The sequence below is a fragment of the Pseudodesulfovibrio nedwellii genome (assembly GCF_027923765.1).
Lineage (GTDB): Bacteria > Desulfobacterota > Desulfovibrionia > Desulfovibrionales > Desulfovibrionaceae > Pseudodesulfovibrio > Pseudodesulfovibrio nedwellii.
Window position 1 is genome coordinate 1293140 of record NZ_AP026709.1, and the last position, 22415, is coordinate 1315554.

The 22415-nt window shown below is 49.3% G+C and carries 20 protein-coding genes; 6 read left to right on the forward strand and 14 right to left on the reverse strand.

Annotation, left to right across the window (positions count from 1 at the left end; all coding sequences use genetic code 11):
* Window positions 1-10: 10 nt before the first annotated feature.
* The 5 genes from SYK_RS06230 to SYK_RS06250 all read right to left on the reverse strand — a co-directional run bounded on the left by SYK_RS06230 (window position 11) and on the right by SYK_RS06250 (window position 6638).
* On the reverse strand, window positions 11-628 hold the full coding sequence (locus SYK_RS06230) for a TetR/AcrR family transcriptional regulator (protein WP_281762729.1): 618 nt from the start codon (window positions 626-628) through the stop codon (window positions 11-13).
* Between the two features lie 123 nt (window positions 629-751).
* Window positions 752-1483 (reverse strand): substrate-binding periplasmic protein, encoded by a 732-nt coding sequence (locus SYK_RS06235; RefSeq protein WP_281762730.1) that lies wholly within the window; start codon window positions 1481-1483, stop codon window positions 752-754.
* A gap of 188 nt (window positions 1484-1671) precedes the next feature.
* Entirely contained in the window at window positions 1672-3027 is a 1356-nt protein-coding gene (locus tag SYK_RS06240) for a phosphomannomutase/phosphoglucomutase (RefSeq protein WP_281762731.1), read from the reverse strand.
* Between the two features lie 264 nt (window positions 3028-3291).
* A complete protein-coding gene (locus tag SYK_RS06245; RefSeq protein WP_281762732.1) occupies window positions 3292-3615 on the reverse strand; it encodes a thioredoxin family protein in 324 nt (107 codons plus the stop codon).
* A 155-nt stretch (window positions 3616-3770) separates the two neighbouring features.
* Window positions 3771-6638: a sigma 54-interacting transcriptional regulator gene (locus SYK_RS06250; protein ID WP_281762733.1), complete on the reverse strand. Its 2868-nt coding sequence runs from the start codon at window positions 6636-6638 to the stop codon at window positions 3771-3773.
* Between the two features lie 150 nt (window positions 6639-6788).
* Here SYK_RS06250 and SYK_RS06255 point away from each other — a divergent pair, with 150 nt between their 5' ends.
* From SYK_RS06255 to SYK_RS06265, 3 genes are all read left to right on the forward strand, one after another.
* The gene (locus SYK_RS06255; protein ID WP_281762734.1) at window positions 6789-7028 is read left to right on the forward strand and encodes a hypothetical protein; all 240 of its coding nucleotides are present in this window, start codon (window positions 6789-6791) and stop codon (window positions 7026-7028) included.
* Between the two features lie 188 nt (window positions 7029-7216).
* Window positions 7217-7591, forward strand: a complete 375-nt coding sequence (locus tag SYK_RS06260; protein WP_281762735.1) for a response regulator — start codon at window positions 7217-7219, stop codon at window positions 7589-7591.
* A gap of 263 nt (window positions 7592-7854) precedes the next feature.
* Entirely contained in the window at window positions 7855-8400 is a 546-nt protein-coding gene (locus SYK_RS06265) for a peptidylprolyl isomerase (RefSeq protein ID WP_281762736.1), read from the forward strand.
* A 103-nt stretch (window positions 8401-8503) separates the two neighbouring features.
* On the opposite strand, the gene SYK_RS06270 is transcribed toward SYK_RS06265, so the two are convergent.
* The 4 genes from SYK_RS06270 to SYK_RS06285 form a co-directional block, all read right to left on the reverse strand.
* Window positions 8504-10402 (reverse strand): AMP-binding protein, encoded by a 1899-nt coding sequence (locus SYK_RS06270; protein WP_281762737.1) that lies wholly within the window; start codon window positions 10400-10402, stop codon window positions 8504-8506.
* Window positions 10403-10511: 109 nt separating this feature from the next.
* Complete coding sequence (locus SYK_RS06275; protein WP_281762738.1) at window positions 10512-11201, reverse strand: aspartate/glutamate racemase family protein; 690 nt, start codon at window positions 11199-11201, stop codon at window positions 10512-10514.
* 11 nt (window positions 11202-11212) lie between these two features.
* Complete coding sequence (locus tag SYK_RS06280) at window positions 11213-11539, reverse strand: AzlD domain-containing protein (protein WP_281762739.1); 327 nt, start codon at window positions 11537-11539, stop codon at window positions 11213-11215.
* A complete protein-coding gene (locus SYK_RS06285) occupies window positions 11524-12234 on the reverse strand; it encodes an AzlC family ABC transporter permease (RefSeq protein ID WP_281763241.1) in 711 nt (236 codons plus the stop codon). The genes SYK_RS06280 and SYK_RS06285 overlap by 16 nt, the downstream gene beginning before the upstream one ends.
* Window positions 12235-12372: 138 nt before the next feature.
* Here SYK_RS06285 and SYK_RS06290 point away from each other — a divergent pair, with 138 nt between their 5' ends.
* The 3 genes from SYK_RS06290 (at window position 12373) to SYK_RS06300 (ending at window position 15363) form a co-directional block, all read left to right on the forward strand.
* A complete protein-coding gene (locus tag SYK_RS06290) occupies window positions 12373-13794 on the forward strand; it encodes an aminotransferase-like domain-containing protein (RefSeq protein WP_281762740.1) in 1422 nt (473 codons plus the stop codon).
* Between the two features lie 87 nt (window positions 13795-13881).
* Window positions 13882-14796, forward strand: a complete 915-nt coding sequence (gene rarD / locus SYK_RS06295; RefSeq protein ID WP_281762741.1) for an EamA family transporter RarD — start codon at window positions 13882-13884, stop codon at window positions 14794-14796.
* Between the two features lie 147 nt (window positions 14797-14943).
* Complete coding sequence (locus SYK_RS06300) at window positions 14944-15363, forward strand: response regulator (protein WP_281762742.1); 420 nt, start codon at window positions 14944-14946, stop codon at window positions 15361-15363.
* Window positions 15364-15366: 3 nt separating this feature from the next.
* Here SYK_RS06300 and SYK_RS06305 read toward each other — a convergent pair whose 3' ends face one another.
* From SYK_RS06305 to SYK_RS06325, 5 genes are all read right to left on the reverse strand, one after another.
* Complete coding sequence (locus SYK_RS06305; RefSeq protein WP_281762743.1) at window positions 15367-15774, reverse strand: rhodanese-like domain-containing protein; 408 nt, start codon at window positions 15772-15774, stop codon at window positions 15367-15369.
* A gap of 91 nt (window positions 15775-15865) precedes the next feature.
* On the reverse strand, window positions 15866-16876 hold the full coding sequence (locus SYK_RS06310; protein ID WP_281762744.1) for an electron transfer flavoprotein subunit alpha/FixB family protein: 1011 nt from the start codon (window positions 16874-16876) through the stop codon (window positions 15866-15868).
* Window positions 16877-16887: 11 nt separating this feature from the next.
* Complete coding sequence (locus tag SYK_RS06315) at window positions 16888-17697, reverse strand: electron transfer flavoprotein subunit beta/FixA family protein (RefSeq protein WP_281762745.1); 810 nt, start codon at window positions 17695-17697, stop codon at window positions 16888-16890.
* Between the two features lie 344 nt (window positions 17698-18041).
* Window positions 18042-19883 carry a 4Fe-4S ferredoxin gene (locus SYK_RS06320; protein WP_281762746.1) on the reverse strand — a complete coding sequence of 614 codons (1842 nt, stop codon included), beginning with the start codon at window positions 19881-19883 and terminating at the stop codon, window positions 18042-18044.
* 287 nt (window positions 19884-20170) lie between these two features.
* Window positions 20171-22282 (reverse strand): acyl-CoA dehydrogenase family protein, encoded by a 2112-nt coding sequence (locus tag SYK_RS06325; RefSeq protein WP_281762747.1) that lies wholly within the window; start codon window positions 22280-22282, stop codon window positions 20171-20173.
* Window positions 22283-22415: the final 133 nt, after the last annotated feature.

Consider the following 22415-nt stretch of genomic DNA (forward strand, 5'->3'; position numbering starts at 1 on the left):
TCATCCTCGTTTATGTGGTGGGGAAAAAAAAGAGACCGTGAGCCATTGCATTGACAGTGGCGTCAATTCGTTCCCATGCAGCATCCGCTCGCAAATCAAGCCCACCGACAGTGCGGGTATGTCGCGATTTCACCAACAATAAATTCACTGCTGCAAAAAGCATCAATACGCCGGTGGTCAAATCACACTTCTCCGCGCCGTGCAGTTCCATTTGCTCAAAACATTCCAGCGCAGTCCGCACACGGATATCTTCAAGTCGAATCGCCATGTCATGGTGCGCAGTCATCTCCCAAGCCATTATTTCAAGCGTCAACGGACGCTGCCGAATAGCGCGTACATAATTCCTGAAAAAAAACCGGAGCATTTCCGCGCCACCCACCGGCCTGACCTCGTTTAATGGCGGGATCAATTCCTCAAGAGGCGGCCAATATTCGATTGAATTTCCATACTCGGTAACAAGCTCAGCCAACCCACCAAAATAACGGTAGATAAGCACCTTATCCACACCAGCTTCCTTGGCGATACGGTTCACGCCGAGTCTTTTGAATCCACCTTCGGCAAGCACCCTTCCTACGGCTTCGACAATCCGATGCCGAGTCTGTTCCTTATCTTTTTTTATGTGTGACATAAGGTCCTCCTGTCTCCATGTCACCACTAGTGACATAAAGGCAAAAGCGTTGTCAAACATGACAAAAAAAAGCGAATGTACTGAGTACATTCGCCCTACGAAAAGATGTTTTTTGTCAGTACATCAATTTTTAAAGTTTCTCTTTATGATAGCATCATATGTCCCATCGGCCTTGAGCGTATCAAGAGCCTTCTGCCATTTTTCAATGGTAGTATCCAGCACATCACGAGAAAAAGCGATCCATGCTGTCGAACCGGCTACTTTGGGACCAATCCGCTCAAAGGAGATTGGATCCAATCCGGCTTCACTCACCATATAAAAATATGTTCGTTCACCCATAAGGACTAGATCAACACGCCCTTGAGAGAGTTTCTTATAACTGGAATCATACGTCGGTCCGACATCCAAATTGGTAAAATTTTTCGCCGTCAACAATTGATGTGTATATCCATCTTTACGCACAGCAATACGATCAACTTGACGCGCGTCAGCAAGACTTTCAATTTTTAACTCAGTCCCTGTTCGTTTAAAAAAATAATCACCCTCTCCAAAAATCGGTCCGACCCATTTAAACAGATCCTCTCGTTCAGGAATCCGAACAATAGCAAACAGCGCCTGACGTTTTAAATTCTGCGTCTGAGTATATGCCCTCATCCAGGGAGCTATTTGAATTGAATTGGTATCACCTATCATGACTTGAATAGCCCGCACGACTTCAGGAGCAACACCACTCAATTCACCATCCACCTCATAGGCAAGTGGCGGGTAAATAATCACCTGCATATTAATGCTCTCTGCAAAAACATACGATGAAGATAGAAGAAAAATAAATAATACAATCAAAATCTTAGGCACAAAATATTCTCCATGAAAAGTATCCACCCACAATATCCGATAACAATAATTGAGTCTATTTATTTTAAGTTTTTACAGGTGAACACATGAACATTTATTCATTTATCCAGACAACGTTGTATTACTAAAACAAAAAAAGGATCCCGACTGATGTCGGAACCCTTTATCGGTTACTATCCTGTAAAGCTTTATACTATCCACTCTTCAAGTTTTTCCTCGAACATGCCCTTGATTTCAGCCAACCGCTCCTCTGTTTCCGCCTCAAAACGTAAAACAAGAACAGGTTGAGTATTGGAAGCGCGGAGCAACCCCCAACCATCAGGGAATATGGCACGAACACCATCGATATCGATGGCCTCAAACTTGGCACTAAAATACTCAACGGCCTTGCCAACCACCGTAGGCTTCATCGCTTCGGAACAAGCAACACGAATTTCCGGGGTGGAAAAAGTCTTGGGCCAATCGGCCAAATGATCACTCATGGTCTTGTCCGACTTGGCAACGATCTCAACGATGCGAAGCGAAGCATACGTGGCATCATCAAAACCATAATAACGATCAGCAAAAAACATGTGTCCAGACATCTCACCTGCAAACTTGGCATCAATTTCCCGCATACGGGCCTTGATCAATGAATGGCCTGTTTTCCACATGACAGCGTCACCGCCGTGAGCCTTGATATCCTCATACATCAGATGGGAACACTTGACCTCACCAATAATGGAAGCACCGGGGAAATTTTTCAAAATATCGCGCGCATAAATGGCGACCAACTGATCACCAAAAAGCAAATCACCCTTTTCCGTGACCACACCAATACGATCACCGTCGCCATCCAGCCCAATACCAAGATCTGCTTTTTCGGCCAAAACAGCCTTTTGCAAATGCACCATGTTCTTTTCGATCACTGGATCGGGATGATGATTCGGAAACGCACCGTCCGGGTCACAGAACAGACGGACAACCTCCACACCAGCCAACTCAAGGGCATCTGCGGTAATATTACCACCAGCGCCGTTGCCACCGTCCACAACGACCTTGAGAGGGCGCTTGATTGTCACGTCCGCAGCCAACTCATTGATATAACCAGGAACGATATCTTCTGTAGAAATAGTACCAACGCCTTCCGGGAAGACGCCTTTCTTCAGAACTTCGTACACATCCTGAATTTCGTCGGAATGAATAGTCGATTTGCCCTGCCATACCTTGAACCCATTATATTCAGCGGGATTATGACTAGCGGTGATCATTACGCCTGCCGTTTCGCCAAGCGTGGTAACTGCATAATAAAAAACAGGAGACGAGACCTGACCGATAGAGACAACATCCACACCCACAGCAGTCAGCCCGGCAGTTAAGGCCTTGGCATAGGCAGGGGAAGAATGACGACAATCATACCCGACAACAGCGACCTTTGATCCATTTTGCAAGAAATAAGTACCACATGCCTTACCAAGCTGCTCCACCCATTCTTCATCAAAATCCTGATCAACAATTCCGCGAATGTCATATGTTCTAAAAATTTCCCTTACGATCGGCTTCATGCTTTCTCCCGGCTGCACGGTATTTGTAAATGAGGTATATCCTACAAGACTGTTGCTTGATATCGTTGATTCTCGGTTATTTCAATGGGAATCATAACAGTCATCAGGCACAACACATGGCATATCATATATCGCAGAAAGACGCCTCCGTCCCAATCTCTTGCTGCAAACCATCAATCAAAAATCTTTTTGAAGAAAAAAAGACAAAAAAAAGGGCCTGCCGCATACGACACGCCCATGATCCCCACCGCCAAGCGGAAATATTTATTTCTCCCCAAAAACTCCTTGAATAAAATCGTCCAGTGTTTCTCCATCGGATTCACCAATAAGCCGATCAACCTCCTCTCCTTTGTTAAAAAGAAGAAAAGTAGGTGTTCCCTTCACGGCAAAACGCTCTTGTGCCGTATGCAGATAATCAGAATCATACAAAAAACACCGCACCCGGTCCTTATGGAATTGTGAGGCCTTTTCCAATATTTCAGCCTGATCGGCGTACCGCTCATTCCGCTTGAGAAATGCAACAAGCAAAGGCTCGTCACTCTTCTGCAATTCGAAATCAAAAGCTTGTGGTTCTATGGTTCTGACCATAAAAGCTTCCCCATTATAGACTACTCGCCGGAACTCCCCAATAAAACTTTGTATCTTTGGCATGGTGATTAGACCATACCAACCAAAAGCAATGAGTGCATTATATCGTCACGTTATAATGATTATAATTTGAAAAGAGTAAGAAAAACGAAACGTCAGGTATCGATGCCCCACGCCTTAAGCTTACGATACAAAGTAGCCCTATGAATACCAAGTTGCCGGGCTGTGCGGGCCTTGTTTCCAACGTTCTGCTGGAGAGCAGCCAAAATATCCTCTTTGCCGGGCTTACGAGGGACAAAATGCACAGACTGATATTCTGAAATAATTTCAGGCATCATGACAGGACTACTCTGACTATTGTCCGTCAAATCTTTACGGATATGTTTGAGAGAAACAGTTTTACCCGGAGCAAGTATACAGGCGTGTTCAAGCGCATGCCGTAATTCTCGAATATTGCCGGGCCAACTGTATCCCATAAACAAATCCATAACCTCCTGTGAAACGCCTTCAAAAGACTTTCCAAAATGTTCCGAAAACATACCAAGAAAATGATTAATCAACAGAGGGATATCAGCCTGACGATCTCTCAGAGGCGGCAACGTAACGGGCATAACATTCAAACGATAGTACAAATCTTCTCGAAACACGCCCTGCCGGACGGATTCCAACAGGTCAACATTCGTGGCGGCGAGTATACGCACATCTGCTGAATACGTCTTTGATTCCCCAACCCTTTCGTACTCTTTCTGTTCAAGAAAACGAAGCAACTTGAGCTGAAGCAAAGGAGATATATCACCTATTTCGTCCAAGAAAAGAGTACCGCCCTGAGCGGCCTGAATACGTCCGACTTTATCCCTGACCGCACCGGTAAATGCCCCGCGCACATGACCAAACAGTTCACTTTCCAGCAAACTTTCTGACAATGCCGAACAATTCACCTTAACCAAGGGCTTACCTGCACGCACACCGCCGTAATGCAGGGCTTCGGCGGCCAACTCCTTTCCTGTGCCGGACTCGCCAAGAATAAGCACAATGGAATCCAAAGACGAAAGCTGTTCCAAAAGCTGATAAATATCCTGCATGGAAGAACTACGACCAACAATTCCTCGAAACCCATGCCGCTGTTGCAATTGTTTTTCCAGATCAGCAACGTGGGATACGTCTCGAACAACCAACACAGCCCCATTATGTTGCCTGTCCTGCCCCACCAACGGAGAACAATTGATTTCAACCATGCGCTCGCCAATACCCTTGATTTCCAACTCGATCTCATAACCACGCACAGGCTTATCCGTCTTGAGTACCTGCTTGAGTACGCCCACACAGGGATTACCATCGCCCTCAACCAAGTCTTCAAGGTCGAGGCCACGCATACGACCTCTATCAAAATTGAACAATGAAGCTGCCGCTCTATTTGACGCCATAATAATCAGATCATTATCCACTGTCAGAATAGCATCAGGGATAGATTTGAAGGTTGCCACCAAATTCAGACGATACTGCTCTTTTTCCTGATTAGCCCGCCCGAGGGCATTCTCAGCCAGCTTGCGATCCGTCACATCTCGTCCCACGGCCTGCACACTAAGAACTGCTTTTCTGTCATTAAACACAGCCCGATTGGTCCAATGAATCCACCGGACGTCACCGCCATGCCGTGTCAGCATAATCTCCCTGTCAAAAACAGGTTGAGCAGGATGGGCATTTTCCAACCAGTTCACAAAATACTGGCGATCAAGGGAGGCGTGATGAGCAAAGACATTCGAACCGATAGCCTCTTCCTCATCCTCCCCAAAAAAACGGGCATACGCACCGTTGACAAAATTCAATGTCCCGTCCGCTTTAAACCGACAAATCAACTCCGTCTGGTCTTCAACCACGGCCCGATACAACCTGGCTCCTTCGCGTAGGGCTTCTTCCACCACTTTGTGCCGTGAAATGTCTTGCCCAGACATAACACACACCTCACGGGCACCATTGGTATAATAACTCAGAGAAAGTTCTACAGGAAACGAAGAGCCATTCTTGCGTCGCAGATATTCATAAGAAATACGTTTTACCCCGGTCTTCATGGCATTCATGGTCTGATCTGGATGATCCACCATGGTCCGAATATCACGTCCGCACATTGCATCAGCCTCAAATCCCAGCATGCGAACAGAAGCACCATTACAATCGATGACGATGCCGGTTTCCTTGTCTATAAGAAGAATCGCGTCGGTCGCGCCTTCAAAGACGCTCCTATACTGCTTCTCGGCTGCCGCCAGTCCGGACTCACTCCACCGTTTAGCTGTAACATCACGAACTGTAACGATAAATCCGGTCAAAACTTCATCTTCAACAATCGGCTTGATGCAGGACTCGACAACGACGCCGCCGCGCTTCTCTTCAATACAGACAGTCTTCATCGTGGCACGAACCTCTGACAACGTTCCTGCTTGGCGTATGGCGATAAATTCCGGCAAAACCGACAGATAATCGCAACCTGAAATCTGTTCCTCAATGGGATTGACCAATTCTTGAATAAGACCACCGCAATCCAGTATGCTAGCCTCTTCATCCAAAACAAAAAAAGCCCCGTCATCCATATGGAGCGTGGCGTGAACGATAGTCTGCATACGCAATATTTCTCGAGCATGCCCAGCCGCTTTAACCATCTTTTTCTTGGCGACAACACCTTGTCTAGCAAGCATCTCCAACTGAAAACGATCCACCGGCTTTTTCAGATAGGATAAAGCCCTATTCATGCTGACTGCTTCCACTGGGTTATCAAAAGCTGCATCGACCAGCAAAATAAGAGGCACCTGAAAACCCAGTCGATCGGCATCGTCCGACAGGTCACACCCGCCTTCAAACACCAAATCAGCGGAAACAAAAAGAACATCCGGTTCCTGCCGAGCCATCAAGGCCGAAGCCGAAGCCAGACTGGAAGCAGTTTCCACATAATATCCTCCGGAAACGAGAATGTCCCGGATCAATGCACGTATGGCGGCGTCACCTTCGGCGACAAGAATGGTCGAACTCACTACATATCTCCTAGACATGACTCATACATTAGTTGAGTCGCGAAAACCAGTCCCCAACCCATATCGGATGGTTTTCCGCTGTTCATTTTATGTTTCAATGTGTATAGAGAAATTGTGGAGGATTCCAGTTCAGCCAACAAGGAGGAGAATATGTCTTTTACCGAAGCCGACCTGCCCGTTGACGTTCGTCACGGAGAAATGATCACACTTGGAGACGGAACAACTGTTCGCTTTGAATCCAATGGTGAAGCCAAAAACATCATGGTCAATGACGGATTCGAACCTGCATGCACATTATTTCCCGGTTGCGACTATACCGTGGAAACCAATGGCGGTAACTATCAAGTAAGCTGTGAGTTCGGTGACTGCATGCATGTCAAAAAAATCTGAGTGAGCACCGCGCCCGAATGCAAACATTCGGGCGCGAACCCAGTTCAGCTAAAGTGGTTTCATTATTAAAATCACGGCCTTTACTTTTCTTAACGACCTGCTACAATCCTAAGGTGATTGACTTTTGTCAGGTCTTTTCGCATTTGGGTGCTACGCCCCACAGACTCTTGCGAGACAAGGAGAAAACCGTGGCCAGGATACTCATAGCTGAAGATGATAGAATTTCCCAAAAACTTGCTGTCAGAATTGTAGAAGAGCAGGGACATGTCGCGCTTGTCAGCCCTCACGGAAAACATGCATATGAAACGCTGATGCACAACGACATCGATATGCTTCTGACCGACATCATGATGCCGGAGATGGACGGTCAGCAACTTATCAAGACACTGCGCGGCGACCAAAAATTCGCCAATCTTCCCATCATCATCATGTCCGCCGTTGTCGGCCTCAATGACATTTCCAACCTGCTCAAACTTGGAGCAACGTTCTTTCTCGCGAAGCCTCTGGATCGGGAAGAACTATTGTCATATATCTCCCGTTGTCTGGCTGAAAAGGACTTCTAGGCACAAACCTTCCGCAAAGGTTTTCTTTCCTCGCCCCTGATTATGAGAATACTTTTTTACGCACTATTCTTTTACGACGTTAGTGCAGGCATAACGCAGGGACTCTTCGCCGACTTCCATTCCCCGGAAAAAATAGCTATCCTCAAAATGAATGCTTTGCCGGTCTTGATGAATGTCCTCCGGCGTATCATCAACTTTTTGAACCGAATCGTTCAAAAAGGACCGAACCATAGCACAAACTCTAACCCGACAACGGAATACTCATGAAAATTATCTTGAAAGCATTATTCGCATTTACTCTGATTTCCCTACTCACCCTGTCCTCAGCGATGGCAACAGACTTGGAAAACACGCTATATCTCGACCTCAAAGATGGTCGGGTTGTCATTGAACTGAGCCCTGATCTCGCGCCCAAACACGTGGCCCGCATTAAGGAACTGACCCGAATGAAGTTCTATGACGGCATCGTCTTCCACCGCGTCATTTCCGGCTTCATGGCCCAAACTGGCGATCCTACAGGCACAGGTCGTGGAGGTTCCGGCGAAAATCTGCCAGCAGAGTTCACCGACACTCCTTTTGAACGTGGCACCGTAGGCATGGCTCGTGCACAAAGCCCGGACAGTGCGGACAGCCAATTTTTCATCTGCTTTGCCCCAGCCCCGTTCCTCAACGGCCAGTATACGGTTTTCGGACAGGTAACGAGTGGCATGGATCTCGTGGACAAAATAAAGAAAGGCGCTGGCCGCAGTGGTGCAGTTCAAGACCCCGACGCCATCGTGCGCATGCAAATTGCTGCCGACGTCAAATAATTAAAATTCTTTGGTGACCAGAACCTTTTCTCACGCCTACGGCGATGTTGAGAATTAAAAAAAAGGCGCATCCCTTATGGAATGCGCCTTTTTTACGTTTATTTTAACGATCCAAATAAATAAATCGTTTAATCTTTTGAGTAGGTGTCTTTTCAAAAGGTTCCATTTGTTCGATCACTCGATGCAACCGGGCAAACGTGGAAACTTTGGTATTCACATCCTTGCGAATATCTTCAAGCAATTTTATCACCTTGGCTCGAACTTCGGATTCGATCAATTTCTTGACATCAAAAGCTTCATCCAGAGTTTCATGGTTAAGATGAATTCTGGCGACGACTTTACCGTCGACTTCATACACCATGGATTCTACAACATGCTCACATTCATTGATGATGGATTCAAGCTCTTCAGGATAAATATTCTCACCGCTGGGACCAAGTATCATGTTTTTTAAACGACCTTTGATATACAGATAGCCGTCCTCAAACTTGCCAAGATCACCAGTTTTAAGCCACCCATCCTCGGTGAACGTTTCCTTCGTGTCCACGGGAGCCTTGTAGTACTCACGCATGACGTTAGGTCCTTTGGCCAAAATCTCGCCCTCTCCGGTTTCCGGGTCAGCATCCACGATTTTAAGCTGAACTCCGGGCAGTGCAGGGCCAATGGCTCTAAATCTCTGCTTACTCGGCAAAGCTCCAGCCAAAAGCGGAGAGGTTTCGGTCATGCCATACCCAACAGCATGCGGCACTTTTGCATCAGTCAAGAACTGCTCGACCTCCGGGGACAAAGGCGCGCCGCCAATACACATACACCGCAACTCGCCACCGAACGCCTCGATAAGCTTCTTGCCCGCCACCTGAGAAAGTTTTCTCCGGGTTGCACCAATCTTCATCAAACCGCGCATGACACCCGAACCTGTCAATTTACGTTTAATCCGACTTTTGTAAATTTTCTCGATAATGAGCGGCACCACACCCATGACGGTAGGTCTGACTATCTGCATGGCAGGCAGCAATGTCCTCGGGGTGGGCGGTTTTTGCAGATAATGAATAGAGCTACCACAGTGCAAAGGAATAATGAGGCCAACAGTGGATTCATAGGTATGCGCCATAGGCAGGACAGACATGAAACGGTCGGTTTTGAAAACAGGAATGACCTGAATACCTGCCAAACAGTTCTGCACCAAATTACGATGAAGCAACACAACACCCTTGGAGTGTCCAGTGGTCCCAGAAGTATACAGAATTGCGGCGACGGATTCTTCCGTTAATTCAAAGCCTTTGCCTGTCTTCCTATCAATAAACTTCCTTGCAGAATCGCTGAACTTATCCACTTTCTTTCGGGCAGTGCCACCGATTTTCTCCACTCTTTCCATGGCTGTGCCACCAAGCTTTTCAAGCTTCTCGACCTTCTCTCTGGCGGCTTCACCGAGATGTTCCATGCGCTCCTTGGTAGAGTCACTGATCTTGTCCCGTGCGGCTTCACCCAGATGTTCCATCCGCTCAAGAGCCGCCTCACTGAAATGTTCAATGCGTTCCCGAGCAGCCTCAAGGGCTTCCGTATAACTTGTGGTCTCGCCCTCGTCATTCTCAAGAGAAAAATCATCCATGACCATAACAGTCTTGAGTGCGGAAAAATCTTCTTCTTCAACCTTATGAATAAACCGCCTGGACGCGATCACCATCTTGGCCTCAGAATGACGCAGAATATGATGCACTGCACTGGGATGAAATTCTTGCAAAATTGGAACAACAACGGCTCCCATCATGGTGATGGAAAAATATGCGATAGCCCAATTGGGCATATTTTCACTGATAATGGCGACCTTGTCGCCCGGCTTGATGCCAATATCACTGAGCAAGGTCTGCAAATCCTTAATATGCTCACCCAGTTGAGTGTAGGTGATAGGCTCTCCGCCAACAAAGGCAAGAGCTGTCCGCTCAGAATACTGCTGGATCGAAGACTCCAACAAATCTTTTAATGTCTTGATTTGGTCGCTCACACATCCTCCCGATGACTGGACGCAACAAAGCGCACCTCTCGTGCGCCTTAAATTGAATACCACGTTATAGCATTGGGTCAAGCATGTGATTATCGTCTATGGCGGTATGCTAAGCCAATGCCGTATCCACGGATTTTGTCGCATGAACTCTGCATGTATCCAGCGTGGGAATGTCTGTGTCACCGGACCGAACCAACATGCCTATCTCAGTACAGCCAAGAACAATGACCTGTGCTCCACGGGATGCCATCTCCTCGATAATACGCAGGTATTCTGTCCGAGAAGCCCCCTCCAGCACACCTTTGCACAGTTCATCAAAGATAATCCGATCCACCAATTGACGGTCCTCGGCATTGGGGACAAGTACTTCAAGGCCATGGTCCTTCAATCGGCCAGTATAAAAATCATCTTCCATGGTGAAAAGAGTCCCGAGCAATCCGACCGAAGAAAAACCAAGCTCTCGCACCGCATCTGCCGTGGCGTCGGCAACATGCACCACAGGCACAGAGACTGCCGCCTGAATCTGTGGGGCCACCTTATGCATGGTGTTCGTCCCGATAACAATCATGTCAGCCCCACCCTGCTCCAGCATTCGGGCAGCATCTGCCAGATGATTGCCAATACTGACCCAGTCACAGGTCAACATAAGTTCACGCAGTTCCGCGAAATCAACACTATACATAAGTATTTTGGCCGAATGCAAGCCACCAAGGCGAACTTTCACTTCCTCATTCATGACCTGATAATACCCGACTGTGGATTCCCAACTCATGCCACCAAGCAGACCAATAGTTTTCATGCAATCCTCTCCTATCCAAAGAAATAACGAGCACCGGCCACCAAAGCCATACCCAATGCCACAGTTCCGAAGAAACTCCGAGTGCGCCATGCCAGAATAAATGCGGGAATGGCCGCCCACAAAAAATAGTTATCCGGTTCAAAATTGAAACTTGTATCCTTGAGCAACAAAGCCGGAAACAACATTGCGGACAACACTGCCACAGGGACATAGGAAAGCCAACGAACGACTGGTTCAGGCAGAGTCCGCGATGCAAGCGCCAACATGGGCAAAACGCGCGGGATGTATGTCACAGCCAACATGCCAAGAAATGTCAGAAAAACTATTTTTTGGTCCATGATTCCACTCCCACACCAAAAGTTGCACCGATAACCGTTGCCAAAATGACGCTCCACTGGTCTGCACCGGCCTGCACGAGAACAACGGCCATCAAGCCGGAAAAACCAGCCACCAAAACATGCATTTTGTTCTTGGTCTGCATGATTAGCAAAGCAATAAACATGGCTGGCAAAGCATAATCAATGCCCAACGGTTCCACATCCGGGATAGACGCCCCGGCCACAAAACCGACCCAGGATGCAAGAATCCATGACGCCTGCGCAATACCGTTAATACCGAAACAGGTAGTCTTATTCAGATCGCCACGAGCAAACCGGACCGAATGAACGGCAAAGGATTCATCGGTGATTTCATAAGAAAACAACGCCAATTCCCACTTCTTCCACGTTTTGAGATTCGGAGCGAGCGATGCGCTCATGAGCAAATGCCGCAAATTGACCACAAATGTTGTGGCAATAATAGATAATGGGGGCATCCCCACTGCAAACATGCCCACTGCAATAAGCTGGGCAGAACCGGCATAGACCAGAATAGACATAAGTACGGTGTTGAGCATGGAGAGTCCTGCCTGATGTGCCAACACGCCATAGGCGGCACCAACAGGGACATACCCCATAATAATGGGTGCAACCTGTTTGACGGCTGACATCATCGGGGAGTCGGCCTCTTCTCCGGCAACAGCTTCGATAGTCATGATGAGTTTCTCTCTGAGTGTCTTTCTGGGCATAGCCCGGTTAATCTGATTCATCCGTGACTTGCAGTAAAGCGGAAAAACTGTAATCAGTACAGATACAGATATTATAAAAACAAAGCATAACAGTTTGAGCACCCCATGGAAACGTATCGCTACCAGGCCGTTGAAAAACATATCATGTCGATGATTGAAACCGGTGCGCTCGGATTGAGTGACAAGCTCCCCTCCCTGCGTTCTTTGAGCAGCAAAATAGGCGTATCGATCTCCACCGTAAATCAAGCGTATCTTGAGCTGGAACGCAAAGGGGTCATCGAATCCCGCCCCCGATCAGGATTCTTTGTCCGCCGAGAATCCACCCGGCTACCCCGCACTGAAAAAAAATCATCCCCCATGGATAAGCCCCGCCCTGTAACGCGCATTGGCCTGATCCAAACAGTTCTGGAATCTGTAGGAGAAGAAGGTGCAGTCTCTCTGGCCGTGGTCGCTCCAGGCCGCGGATTACTTCCCCTCAAAGATTTGGGACGCATAACAGCGGCAATGGTCCGCGATGAACCAGGACGCGCTATGGATTATGCCCCTATTCCAGGCGACCCGCGTCTCATTCACCAAATAGCCTACCGCTCCATGGAACACGGAATTTCAGTTGCTCCAAATGACCCGATCATCACAGCCGGATGTCTTGAAGCTCTTTATATCTCTCTGCGTTCGACATGCAGACGAGGCGACACGGTATTGATTCAATCCCCGACCTATTATTGTTTCCTTCAGTTATTGGAAACGCTCGGACTCCGTGCCATTGAAATACCTTCATGTCCCCAAAACGGAGTATTGCCCGAAGTCCTTCATCGAGCCTTGAATACTTTTGATATTTCCGCCTGTGTGCTTGCGCCCAACTTCAACAACCCGGATTCCAGCCTGACGTCGGACGCACGCAAAAAAGAAATTGTCTCCATCCTTGCGGCACGAAACATCCCTTTAATTGAAGACGATGTTTCAACAGACCTCCACTACGGTCCCAAGCGGCCGGGAACATTCAAGCAATTCGACACAAAAGGACTGGTGCTCCTCTGTTCTTCATTTTCCAAAACTATTGCACCGGGTTATCGTGTCGGCTGGATGCTGCCAGGACGATTCCGACAAAAAGCATTGGAAATAAAAGCGACCACCAACGTTTCCTGTGCCACATTGTCTCAGATGGCCATAGCCGAATATCTCCGTCAGGGGCGCATGGAAAGACACTTGAAAAAACTTCGAAGCTCTTTGGAAAAACAGATGGACACCATGCAATTCCACCTCGGCCGCGATTTCCCGAAGGGGACACGAGTCACGCACCCCACAGGTGGCGCTGTACTCTGGCTCGAACTCCCGCATGCCATCAACGCTGTAGAACTCTTCTTCCAAGCCCGAGACAAAGGCGTCGGCATCGCACCCGGCGCAGTATTCACCACACAGGATAAATTTTCCAACTACATCCGCCTGAGTTATGGCATTCCGTGGACCAATGAAGTGCAACAGGCCATCCAGACCCTCGGAGAACTGGCAAAACAGATGAACCAATAAGAACGGCAGCCACTTTTTCACGCTTTACCAGACCGACCAACCAGCGTACTTTCCCTCTTCGGGCTATACGCCTGACAAGGAAACATCATGCCGGATATTGCCTCAAAACAAAAAACATATGGCCTCTTTGCCGCCCTTGCCGCCTTCTTTGCATGGGGATTACTGCCAATCTACTGGAAATCACTCATTGTAGTGAATCCTGTTGAAATCCTGTGCCACCGCATCATTTGGTCCTTGGTCTTTATCGCCATAATCCTGACCATTCTCAAGGGATGGAAAGAAACGTTTGCATCCATGCGATCCCCCAAGGATATCGGTATACTCATTCTGAGCAGCCTGATGATCGGTGGCAACTGGCTGCTCTACATATGGGCCGTAAATACCAATCATGTGCTGGAAACCAGCCTTGGATATTTCATCAACCCATTGGTCACAACTTTGTTGGGTTATATTTTCTTCCGTGAACGCTTGAAACCTTTACAACTGGTTGCCATCGGGCTGGCAACATTGGGCGTTGCCAACTCCATATTCAGTTACGGCGAACTTCCATGGATATCCCTGACACTCGCCCTTTCCTTCGCCTTCTATGGATTACTCCGAAAGATTGCCTCGGTGGAATCACTGCCTGGCCTATTCCTTGAAACCATGGTGCTGGCACCACTGGCGCTGACCTATCTGATAAAAATGCAAATGGACGGTACTTCGGCATTTTTCACCGTCAGTCCGACCATTGATCTGCTCCTCATCGGAGCAGGTGCAGCTACAGCCACCCCCCTCATCGGATTTGCCTATGGCGCCCGTCGCCTACAATTGTCAACGCTTGGTGTACTGCAATACGTAGGTCCATCCATCGCCTTCATCCTCGGCGTCTATGTTTACAAAGAGCCGTTCACCGCAAGTCATCTGGTAACTTTCACGCTGATCTGGTCAGGATTGGCCGTTTACACAGGTGAATCCATCTGGTCTATGCGCACACATCGGCGACTGACACGAAAGGAATAATCCCCTCAAACACGAAACAGGCAACCTCTTAAAAATAGAAAAATCGGCACGACTTTGAGCAATTATGCAAATTGTCGCTCATTGTGGATTTTTTCTCTGGTATATGCGAAGTGTTATCCCGATTCCAAACATGGAGCACACTGCTATATGCCATTTAACAAAAAGACAGCGACAACGGCTCGCTCAGATCAATCTGCCACAATCCTTATCGCCGAGGATTCCGAAAGCAACGCCATGCTCTTCTCTCTCTATTTCGAAGGGACACCATACACGCTTGATTTTGCGAACAACGGGCAACAAGCGGTAGAAAAATATAAATCTTCCCCTTATGACCTTGTGCTCATGGACATACTCATGCCTGTCATGGACGGTTGGCAGGCCACTCGTGCGATACGTTCTTTTGAAGCTGAAAAAGGGCTGCTCCCTTCTCCTATAGTGGCCGTCACCGCTAACGTTTTTGAAGAAGACAAGCAAAAATCACTCAATGCTGGCTGTACCGAGTTTCTCCCCAAACCCGTCAGAAAAGCTGCACTGCTTGAATGTGTGACACGCCTGACACAAGGCTAAACTCTATTTTGAGAGCGGCAGCCCGCTCTCCTTCCAGTCAACGACACCTTTGTTCAAATGCCAAACTTTGGTAAACCCAAGGCGATGCATCAATTTCAACGTTGACAAACTTCGATTTCCGGTCCTGCAATAAACGAAATACTGTGCATTCCGATCCAACGCTTTCAATTTCCTTTCGAAATCATTCCTATAAAAATCAATATTCACAGCATTGTTAATATGACCATCACGAAACTCTACAAAAGTCCGCACGTCGAGGATGAGCACATCCGAAGACTGTACAAGCTGTACCTGCGCCGCCTTGGCATCAAAATCCACATACCCCTCAGGCAGTGGCGGATTCATGTTCACATAAAACAACAAGGCCGCAGCGATAAGAATAACGGAGGGTACAATTATCTTAATTTTCATGGTAAAAACCTCGCCATTACATGTCTATCACACGAAAAAAGCCGTACCCGATTCACGGGTACGGCTTTTAGTATAGCATCTTTAGCCTAAATTAACCAAGCAGCTCGTTCACTTTCTTCATAATCTCAAAGGCGTCGCCAACATATAGTACGTCGCATTTACCCTGTGCCCAACCGCAGCTACCGTCAGTGTTAATCGCACGACGTTCGTTGACAAAACGCCAACCAACGACATGCGGCTCTTCACCGTGACAACAAGTTGACAACCCCTTGGCATGCCGCGGAGTGGAACCGGTCTGACCGACCTGATGCATATGCGTCAGGAAGGAAATAATGGCCCCCCCTTCGCCCGAGATATCCACCAAAGACTTGGAGGAACCAAGGGAACTTTTGGTGGCAGTCAGGAAGCTCATGATGGTTTCTTCGGCAACATCCACATGGGTCGCACCGTCTGCCTGCTTCTTGGTCCAACCGGCACCGGCCACAAGCAACATTTCTGCATCAGGGCGAATGGTCTGCTCGTCTTCGGACACGCATTCCATACCTGCAATCTTGGTACGCACACCAGACACATCTACGGCTACAGCTTCCACGTCAGCGGAACCAGCACCGTCAAAAGCCTCTGCGCAGCCTGAATCCAAGGTCATGACCCAAGGACGTTCATCACGGGTCAAAGTACCTTCCATACGCTGGCGATAGAACCACCGTTTGGCGATAGGCTTGCCGTCAACGGCATCCAAACCGGACAAATGAGTATCCACTCGACCATCCAGACGGATAGCCAACCCCGGCAGGGCACGGCTGAAACGGGAAGTGGCCGAAGCCACCACGATCTCGGCACCGCACGCCTTGGCAATGGCCTCGGCAGCGGTCAAATCGGAAGAATAGCGTGCGTCCGCGAATTCGGGACCGGCCACACCGTAAAACTTTGCACCGCAGCCACCAATAGAATCAGCGGCAGCAGAGATATCAGCACCAATAACGCCCACGGCCAAATCAGCCCCCATGCCTTCGGCCAAAGCCTTGGCTGCAGTCAGAGCCTCAAGAGCGGACTTGTGCAGGGTATTGTCACATTCTGTATGTGCAAGAAATAAAATTGTCATGTTCGTCCCCCCTAACCCTTGATCCATTCGACGATTTCTTTCGCCATTTCTTCAACGGGAACGTCCTTGACCACACGAGTCTCACGACGTTGCTGCGGTACTTCAACGGAAGCAAAGCTCAAGCTGGTGCCGGACAAATCCGCAGGCTTTGCCTGTTGCAGCGCAGGCATGTTTTTCTGCATGTTCTGCATACCGATCTGAGGATTATTGGGAGGCTCAGGCAATTCACCAGTGGCCCAACCCAAAACAGCAGGAGCACCGTCCACCACAGACTTCTGATAAGCACCACCTTCGACACGCTCCAGCACTTCAAGAGAGCCGTCGCCTTCCACGGTAAGTTTATCAACGCCCTGAAATTGTTCTGTAACACCAAGCAGTTCACCGACCATCTGCATCACGGCGCCGGAGCCACGGGATGCGGACTGCCAACCACCAAAAAGCAACATTTTTGATTTATCCAGACCGGCGATACCATCAATAGTATCGGCAAGGGTCTTGGCTGTCTCGAAGCTATCTTCAAAACCAGAGGCAGAACCGTCGGCCACGACCAACTGGAAGGGAGCTTTCTGAGATACGGACATCATGACCTGCTGGAGCTTGGCCTTGGGACCGAGGCTGACCAGCCAAACCTGACTTCCGGGATTTTTGGCAGCCAAATCAGCAGCTTCAAACAGCGCGTGTCCGGCCCACGGGTCGAGCACGGCGGGAAGCATCATTTCATTCTGCAAGACCGGGCCGTTGGGACCGTCCTGAGGTGCGAGCGTTTGGAGCGGGTCCGGTACGATGGAGCCGCACACCACAATGTGGAATTCATTGCTCATTCAGTTTCTCCTTAATGTAGTGGCGACACTCGTATTTCTCATGTCAGCCATTCAAAAATGACGCGGCTATTACCGCACCACCCCTTGGATTCTATGTATGCCTCCGGCGGGCCTACCGGCAGTCGCCTTCGGCGGGACCAGAGAACCTTTTGAAAAAGGTTCTCTGGACTCTCCAAAACTTCTTATGTCGCTTCGCGAAGGGTATCGTATGCAAAAGGACTTCTTTTATATTAAACACTTCGCCGAAGGGGACACGGGATCCTTAAGGCCCTCGGCCTTAAGCCGCCAGAGGCGAAATCACCCGACAATCGCCGCCAAAGGCGGCATCAAATCCTGCCTTTATCCTAATTCTCAGCAGAATGCAGCCCGCCGGATCCGCCATTAAACGAAACGTTCGTCCGTTCCGGGTCCTTGTAATTGGATTTGCTGCAATTCCACATGCAGGCACCGCAGTGCACACATTTTTCCCGATCAAACAACGGAACGCCGCCTTCGGGATTGGTATAAATGGCCTGGCCGGAACACGCCTCGATACAAACCTGTTCCCGACATGTCGCACAGGTATCCGGGTCAGCAAAACGGACATGATCAGCGTAACCGGGATTAGCCTGCACCTTGCCACCCATGAGCAATGCATCCTGATGGGATACGAGTAAGGTTCCGTCCAGTGGAATTTCGGGCCACCCCACACGATCCATGAGCGCATCGTGCAAACTGGTTCCCTTCTTGGCACATTCGGCACGGATTTCCTGAATTTCGCCTTCAGTAAGGTAACCCTTGTAATATTCTTCGATGGTCGGAATACGATCCTGCGGTTTAATCTGTTTACCAGGCATATTGAGCAACCCGTTGGTCAAACCGGTCATTCCCATGCCGATAAAACCGCGCACCACGGACTTGGTAAAACCTTCACGGGCCTTTTCCGCCACCTTGGCCTCTTCTTCCACCCATGACTCACGTCGTTTAACGACATACGTGGCTTCAAGGTTTTCCTTGGTAAATTCCTTGCCGTCTTTCAACAATTCCAACACGGATTCGCCAAGCTGAACGCCTGTAGCCCATGCCTCATCAACACCGGAACCGGACAAAATATTGGTGGAACCGGAGCCTTCACCGATACGGGCGAACCCGTCACCACACAGAATTGGCTCGCCACGTCTTCCGGATTCATTCAGGGACTTCGCGCCCCAAGAACGCATGGTACCGCCTTCAAGACGCTTCCAAAGATACGGATGCATCATCCAATGCTGCATGTAGCGGTAAGCGGTCCGCACCGGATTATCGAACCACGACGGCACAAATATTCCGAGCGAGGCGACATTGCCGGGATAAACATACAGAAAACCAAAAATTTCAGGTTCGGGATAGCCAATGGTATGAAGTACTGTACCCGGTTCCCAATCACACCCTTCTGGCAGGTCAACCACACACTTCATACCCACAGCCCACTCGCGCTGGTGATTGCCTTCAGGCAGGCCGAGATTGCGGTCGAGATGTTGACCAACAGGTCCGACAGGACCATCGGCAACGACAGTCAATGCGGCCTTCATATCCATACCGGACATAAATCCTACGCCGGGGGTTCCGTCTTTCTCCACACCCTGGTCGGCCATGCGCACACCCTTAACGGCCTTGCCGTCCATGAGCGGTTCCGCCACCGGACTGGAAGGCCAAACCTGAGCCAAACCTGTACCCATCAGATTACCGCCCACCCACTGGTTGAGCTGGCCTATGGAAAAAATCATACCCGGATGCTTTTCCAGAAACGGCGGAATGTACGGCAACTCGAAGGCATCGTCTTTCATCCACCGGGAAAGCATTTTGTCCGCCATCTTGAATGCGGATGGCCTGCGGCTCGCGCCCACCGGGTCCTTAAGATACAGAACTTTTTCACTGGTGACTTCATGGGCCATGGGAATCTGCGAAAGATCGAGGTCGGGGAAGCTCGCCTTAATGGAACGCCCCTTGGTAACCACGCCGGATACACCGAAACCGATGTCGTCAGCGCGTTCATAGCAGATTACCTGCGGCGGCATACCGGGCATGGCCTTGGATTCGGCCACGGGTGTGCCATCTTCGTTCATGAGACCACGGGTCAAGGTGGTCAAGAAACCACCCGCTGCCGGGCCGAAACCGACACAAACGATATCAGTCTCCATTGCTGCTCTGGGAGTCTCGTCGCTCATAAAAAATGCCTCCGGCGGCTTAAGAAACCTTTGAGAAGGGTTCTTAAGAATCTCCTAAACTTTGTGTATAAAACGCCGCTGAATGAATTGCTGAACTCAATTGTTCCACTTGCAGCGTTTTGAATCATTACCTAATGAAAGCTTTGTTTTTTCCAAGTCAAAACTTTCAAAAAAGACCATTACTCTAAATTCGTATTTTCTTAAAACCCATTGGTGGTATTCAATGGTTTTCAATAAAAAAAGGCGAGGGGGAAGCTTGATAACAAGCTTCCCCCTCACACAAATTTTTAACCTATGGGATAATCGAGAGCTTCCGGAATCATGACACTGGTCAAAGCATTGCCTGCACGATCTTTGGCCATGCGGGAACCAGCCATGCACATGTCGACCTTGGCCTTCAGTTCACGGAACTGCGCAAGGTCTGCACGACCAGTGCACTCAGGTCGTACACCGGGTTCAGCGGTCGGCTCGTTGCAGCAACAGGTATTGAAACCGTAGACCAATTCGGTACAAATACGGGCAACTTCACCGGCAGCACGAGCAGCCTGAATGTGACACAAGTCCTTGTAGAACCCAGTCAAATCGTCAAGACCTTCTGCCAAAGTCGGAGACATGGGGCCCTTCTCAATAAGTTCCATGACGTCCGTGGCCAAATAATACGGTCCAAGCAACCAGCCAAGCGCATCAGCCAGCGGAAAGGTCACACCCTGCCGCTTGTTGTGATACAGTTTGCGGCCATCATCATCCTTGGCAACCTTGAGATGATTGAGAGTCCACTGCCAGAGTTCCATGGCGGAAGCGATGACGTATCCGCCCAGCCCCGGCACGTTCTTTCCGGCGGCCTGCATCTGGTTCACCCAATTATCCATGATATGCTGGAAAACTTCCGAGGTCATGGTCATGGTCAAATGGCGACGCTGCACAGCTTCCGGGCCTTCGTAGGTCGCTTCAAGCTGACAATCCGACCACTTCTGCATAAGGAAGCCAGGGCAGTCTTCAGTGATACCATAACCGCCGACCAGAGCCACGGCTTCGCGCATCTTGTTGGCACCCTCGCCAGTATTCCAAAGCTTGACGCCGGGATTGAGGACACCTGCTAACGCTTCCATGTAGGCGTACTGGACAAGCGTGTCGCCCTGCAATTCTACATAGCGAGCCTGATCGCGCTCGGCTTCAGGTGTGTATTCGAGATCAATGAACTCACAAACTTGATCTTTAAGTTTGCGAAGGACTGCCATCTGCTTACGAACGGAGGGAATTCCCTCTGCCACAAAATGGGCTTCCTTGGCTTTCTCGATAGGATCGAAGCGGTCAGCCAGACGAGACGCGCCGAATGCCAGAGAACACCCTGCTTCACCAGACGCCCAGACATCAGCCAGACGTTGAAGTGCGTCCTCGTTAATCTGGAGGCCCTTATCAAAACGAGGAGAGCCTTCAGTGCAGGCATCGCCACCGCGGAAGCGGTTACGGTGATACCGAATAACCGGCTCAACAGCGGAAATAAGCTTGGCTGATGTCATCAGGCCCACGGGAATACGGGTACGGTGGAAAACCGCACCGATGATTTCCGAATGATTATATTTGGGAATGATCACGCCGTCGACTACATCGTAGCCACCGATGATACGGGAAGCCGGAACCTTAAGGTTCAACACGGGGTCACGAGTGGAAGAAAGCTGGTGAACCATCTTCAAGGTCGGTGCACCTCGATCGAAAACACCTTCATCGGTATCTTCAAGGATGACCATGAACGTCCCCTTGATACGATCGTCTTTGGACTCAACGGCAGCGGTCACGAAGTTGGCGAAATCCATATTCGTGATAAACCGACCACGCTTGTCGATCTGAAGCATAGGCTCTTCGCCTTCGGTCCAGTCGGCCACGGAAGCCTTGCCGCACAGCACGCCGGTATCCACACCCACGTAGGGCAGCGGTTCGGTCAAAGCAAATGCGCCACGCCAAATTTCACGGTCCTCACCCGGCTGGGGAGGAACGCACTTGGCCATATAAAAATCACGCTGCTCGGCAGTCCCTTTTTCATGAATGGGCGCCAGAGCAAGGTTGGAAGCCAACGATGAAGTCGCGGCACCTGCATCAACCCAGGCCAGCTCGAAAGCGACCAAAGCCAAGGCGAAGTTCTTGGGACCTTCGATAAAACCGCCCTGATGAGGGTCCATAAACAGTGCGGTCAAACCGGACTGATCGAATGCGGTCAGCAGATCATTCTTCTGCTCGGTCCATTCGTGTGTATTGCGTGCGCCTTCGGCCACAAGTTTAGCAACTGTGCTTCGAGCAATAGCGCGGGCAGACTGCACCGACATTTGAAGGTCGAAACGTTCGGCGAAACGCCACATGATCTGACGGACGTCATCTCCCGGAAGAGTACGCAGTGTATACATAAGTATCTTTCCTGAAAAGTTGATTGAGTGCTATTTTTATAGTGATCAGTAATAGTCGGCGACGATAGGCCATTGTCATATGCGAGTCAAAGTCTTTTTGGGTTTAAAACGAGTGTTTCAGGGGCTTCCCGGC

Coding starts and splice junctions, on each gene's coding strand:
- SYK_RS06315 (WP_281762745.1), bottom strand. CDS start 17,697: ATGAGCAATGAATTCCACATTGTGGTGTGCGGCTCCATCGTACCGGAC.
- SYK_RS06230 (WP_281762729.1), bottom strand. CDS start 628: ATGTCACACATAAAAAAAGATAAGGAACAGACTCGGCATCGGATTGTC.
- SYK_RS06275 (WP_281762738.1), bottom strand. CDS start 11,201: ATGAAAACTATTGGTCTGCTTGGTGGCATGAGTTGGGAATCCACAGTC.
- SYK_RS06255 (WP_281762734.1), top strand. CDS start 6,789: ATGTCTTTTACCGAAGCCGACCTGCCCGTTGACGTTCGTCACGGAGAA.
- SYK_RS06320 (WP_281762746.1), bottom strand. CDS start 19,883: ATGAGCGACGAGACTCCCAGAGCAGCAATGGAGACTGATATCGTTTGT.
- rarD (WP_281762741.1), top strand. CDS start 13,882: ATGCCGGATATTGCCTCAAAACAAAAAACATATGGCCTCTTTGCCGCC.
- SYK_RS06285 (WP_281763241.1), bottom strand. CDS start 12,234: ATGACTATCGAAGCTGTTGCCGGAGAAGAGGCCGACTCCCCGATGATG.
- SYK_RS06240 (WP_281762731.1), bottom strand. CDS start 3,027: ATGAAGCCGATCGTAAGGGAAATTTTTAGAACATATGACATTCGCGGA.
- SYK_RS06245 (WP_281762732.1), bottom strand. CDS start 3,615: ATGGTCAGAACCATAGAACCACAAGCTTTTGATTTCGAATTGCAGAAG.
- SYK_RS06290 (WP_281762740.1), top strand. CDS start 12,373: ATGGAAACGTATCGCTACCAGGCCGTTGAAAAACATATCATGTCGATG.
- SYK_RS06325 (WP_281762747.1), bottom strand. CDS start 22,282: ATGTATACACTGCGTACTCTTCCGGGAGATGACGTCCGTCAGATCATG.
- SYK_RS06310 (WP_281762744.1), bottom strand. CDS start 16,876: ATGACAATTTTATTTCTTGCACATACAGAATGTGACAATACCCTGCAC.
- SYK_RS06280 (WP_281762739.1), bottom strand. CDS start 11,539: ATGGACCAAAAAATAGTTTTTCTGACATTTCTTGGCATGTTGGCTGTG.
- SYK_RS06265 (WP_281762736.1), top strand. CDS start 7,855: ATGAAAATTATCTTGAAAGCATTATTCGCATTTACTCTGATTTCCCTA.
- SYK_RS06305 (WP_281762743.1), bottom strand. CDS start 15,774: ATGAAAATTAAGATAATTGTACCCTCCGTTATTCTTATCGCTGCGGCC.
- SYK_RS06300 (WP_281762742.1), top strand. CDS start 14,944: ATGCCATTTAACAAAAAGACAGCGACAACGGCTCGCTCAGATCAATCT.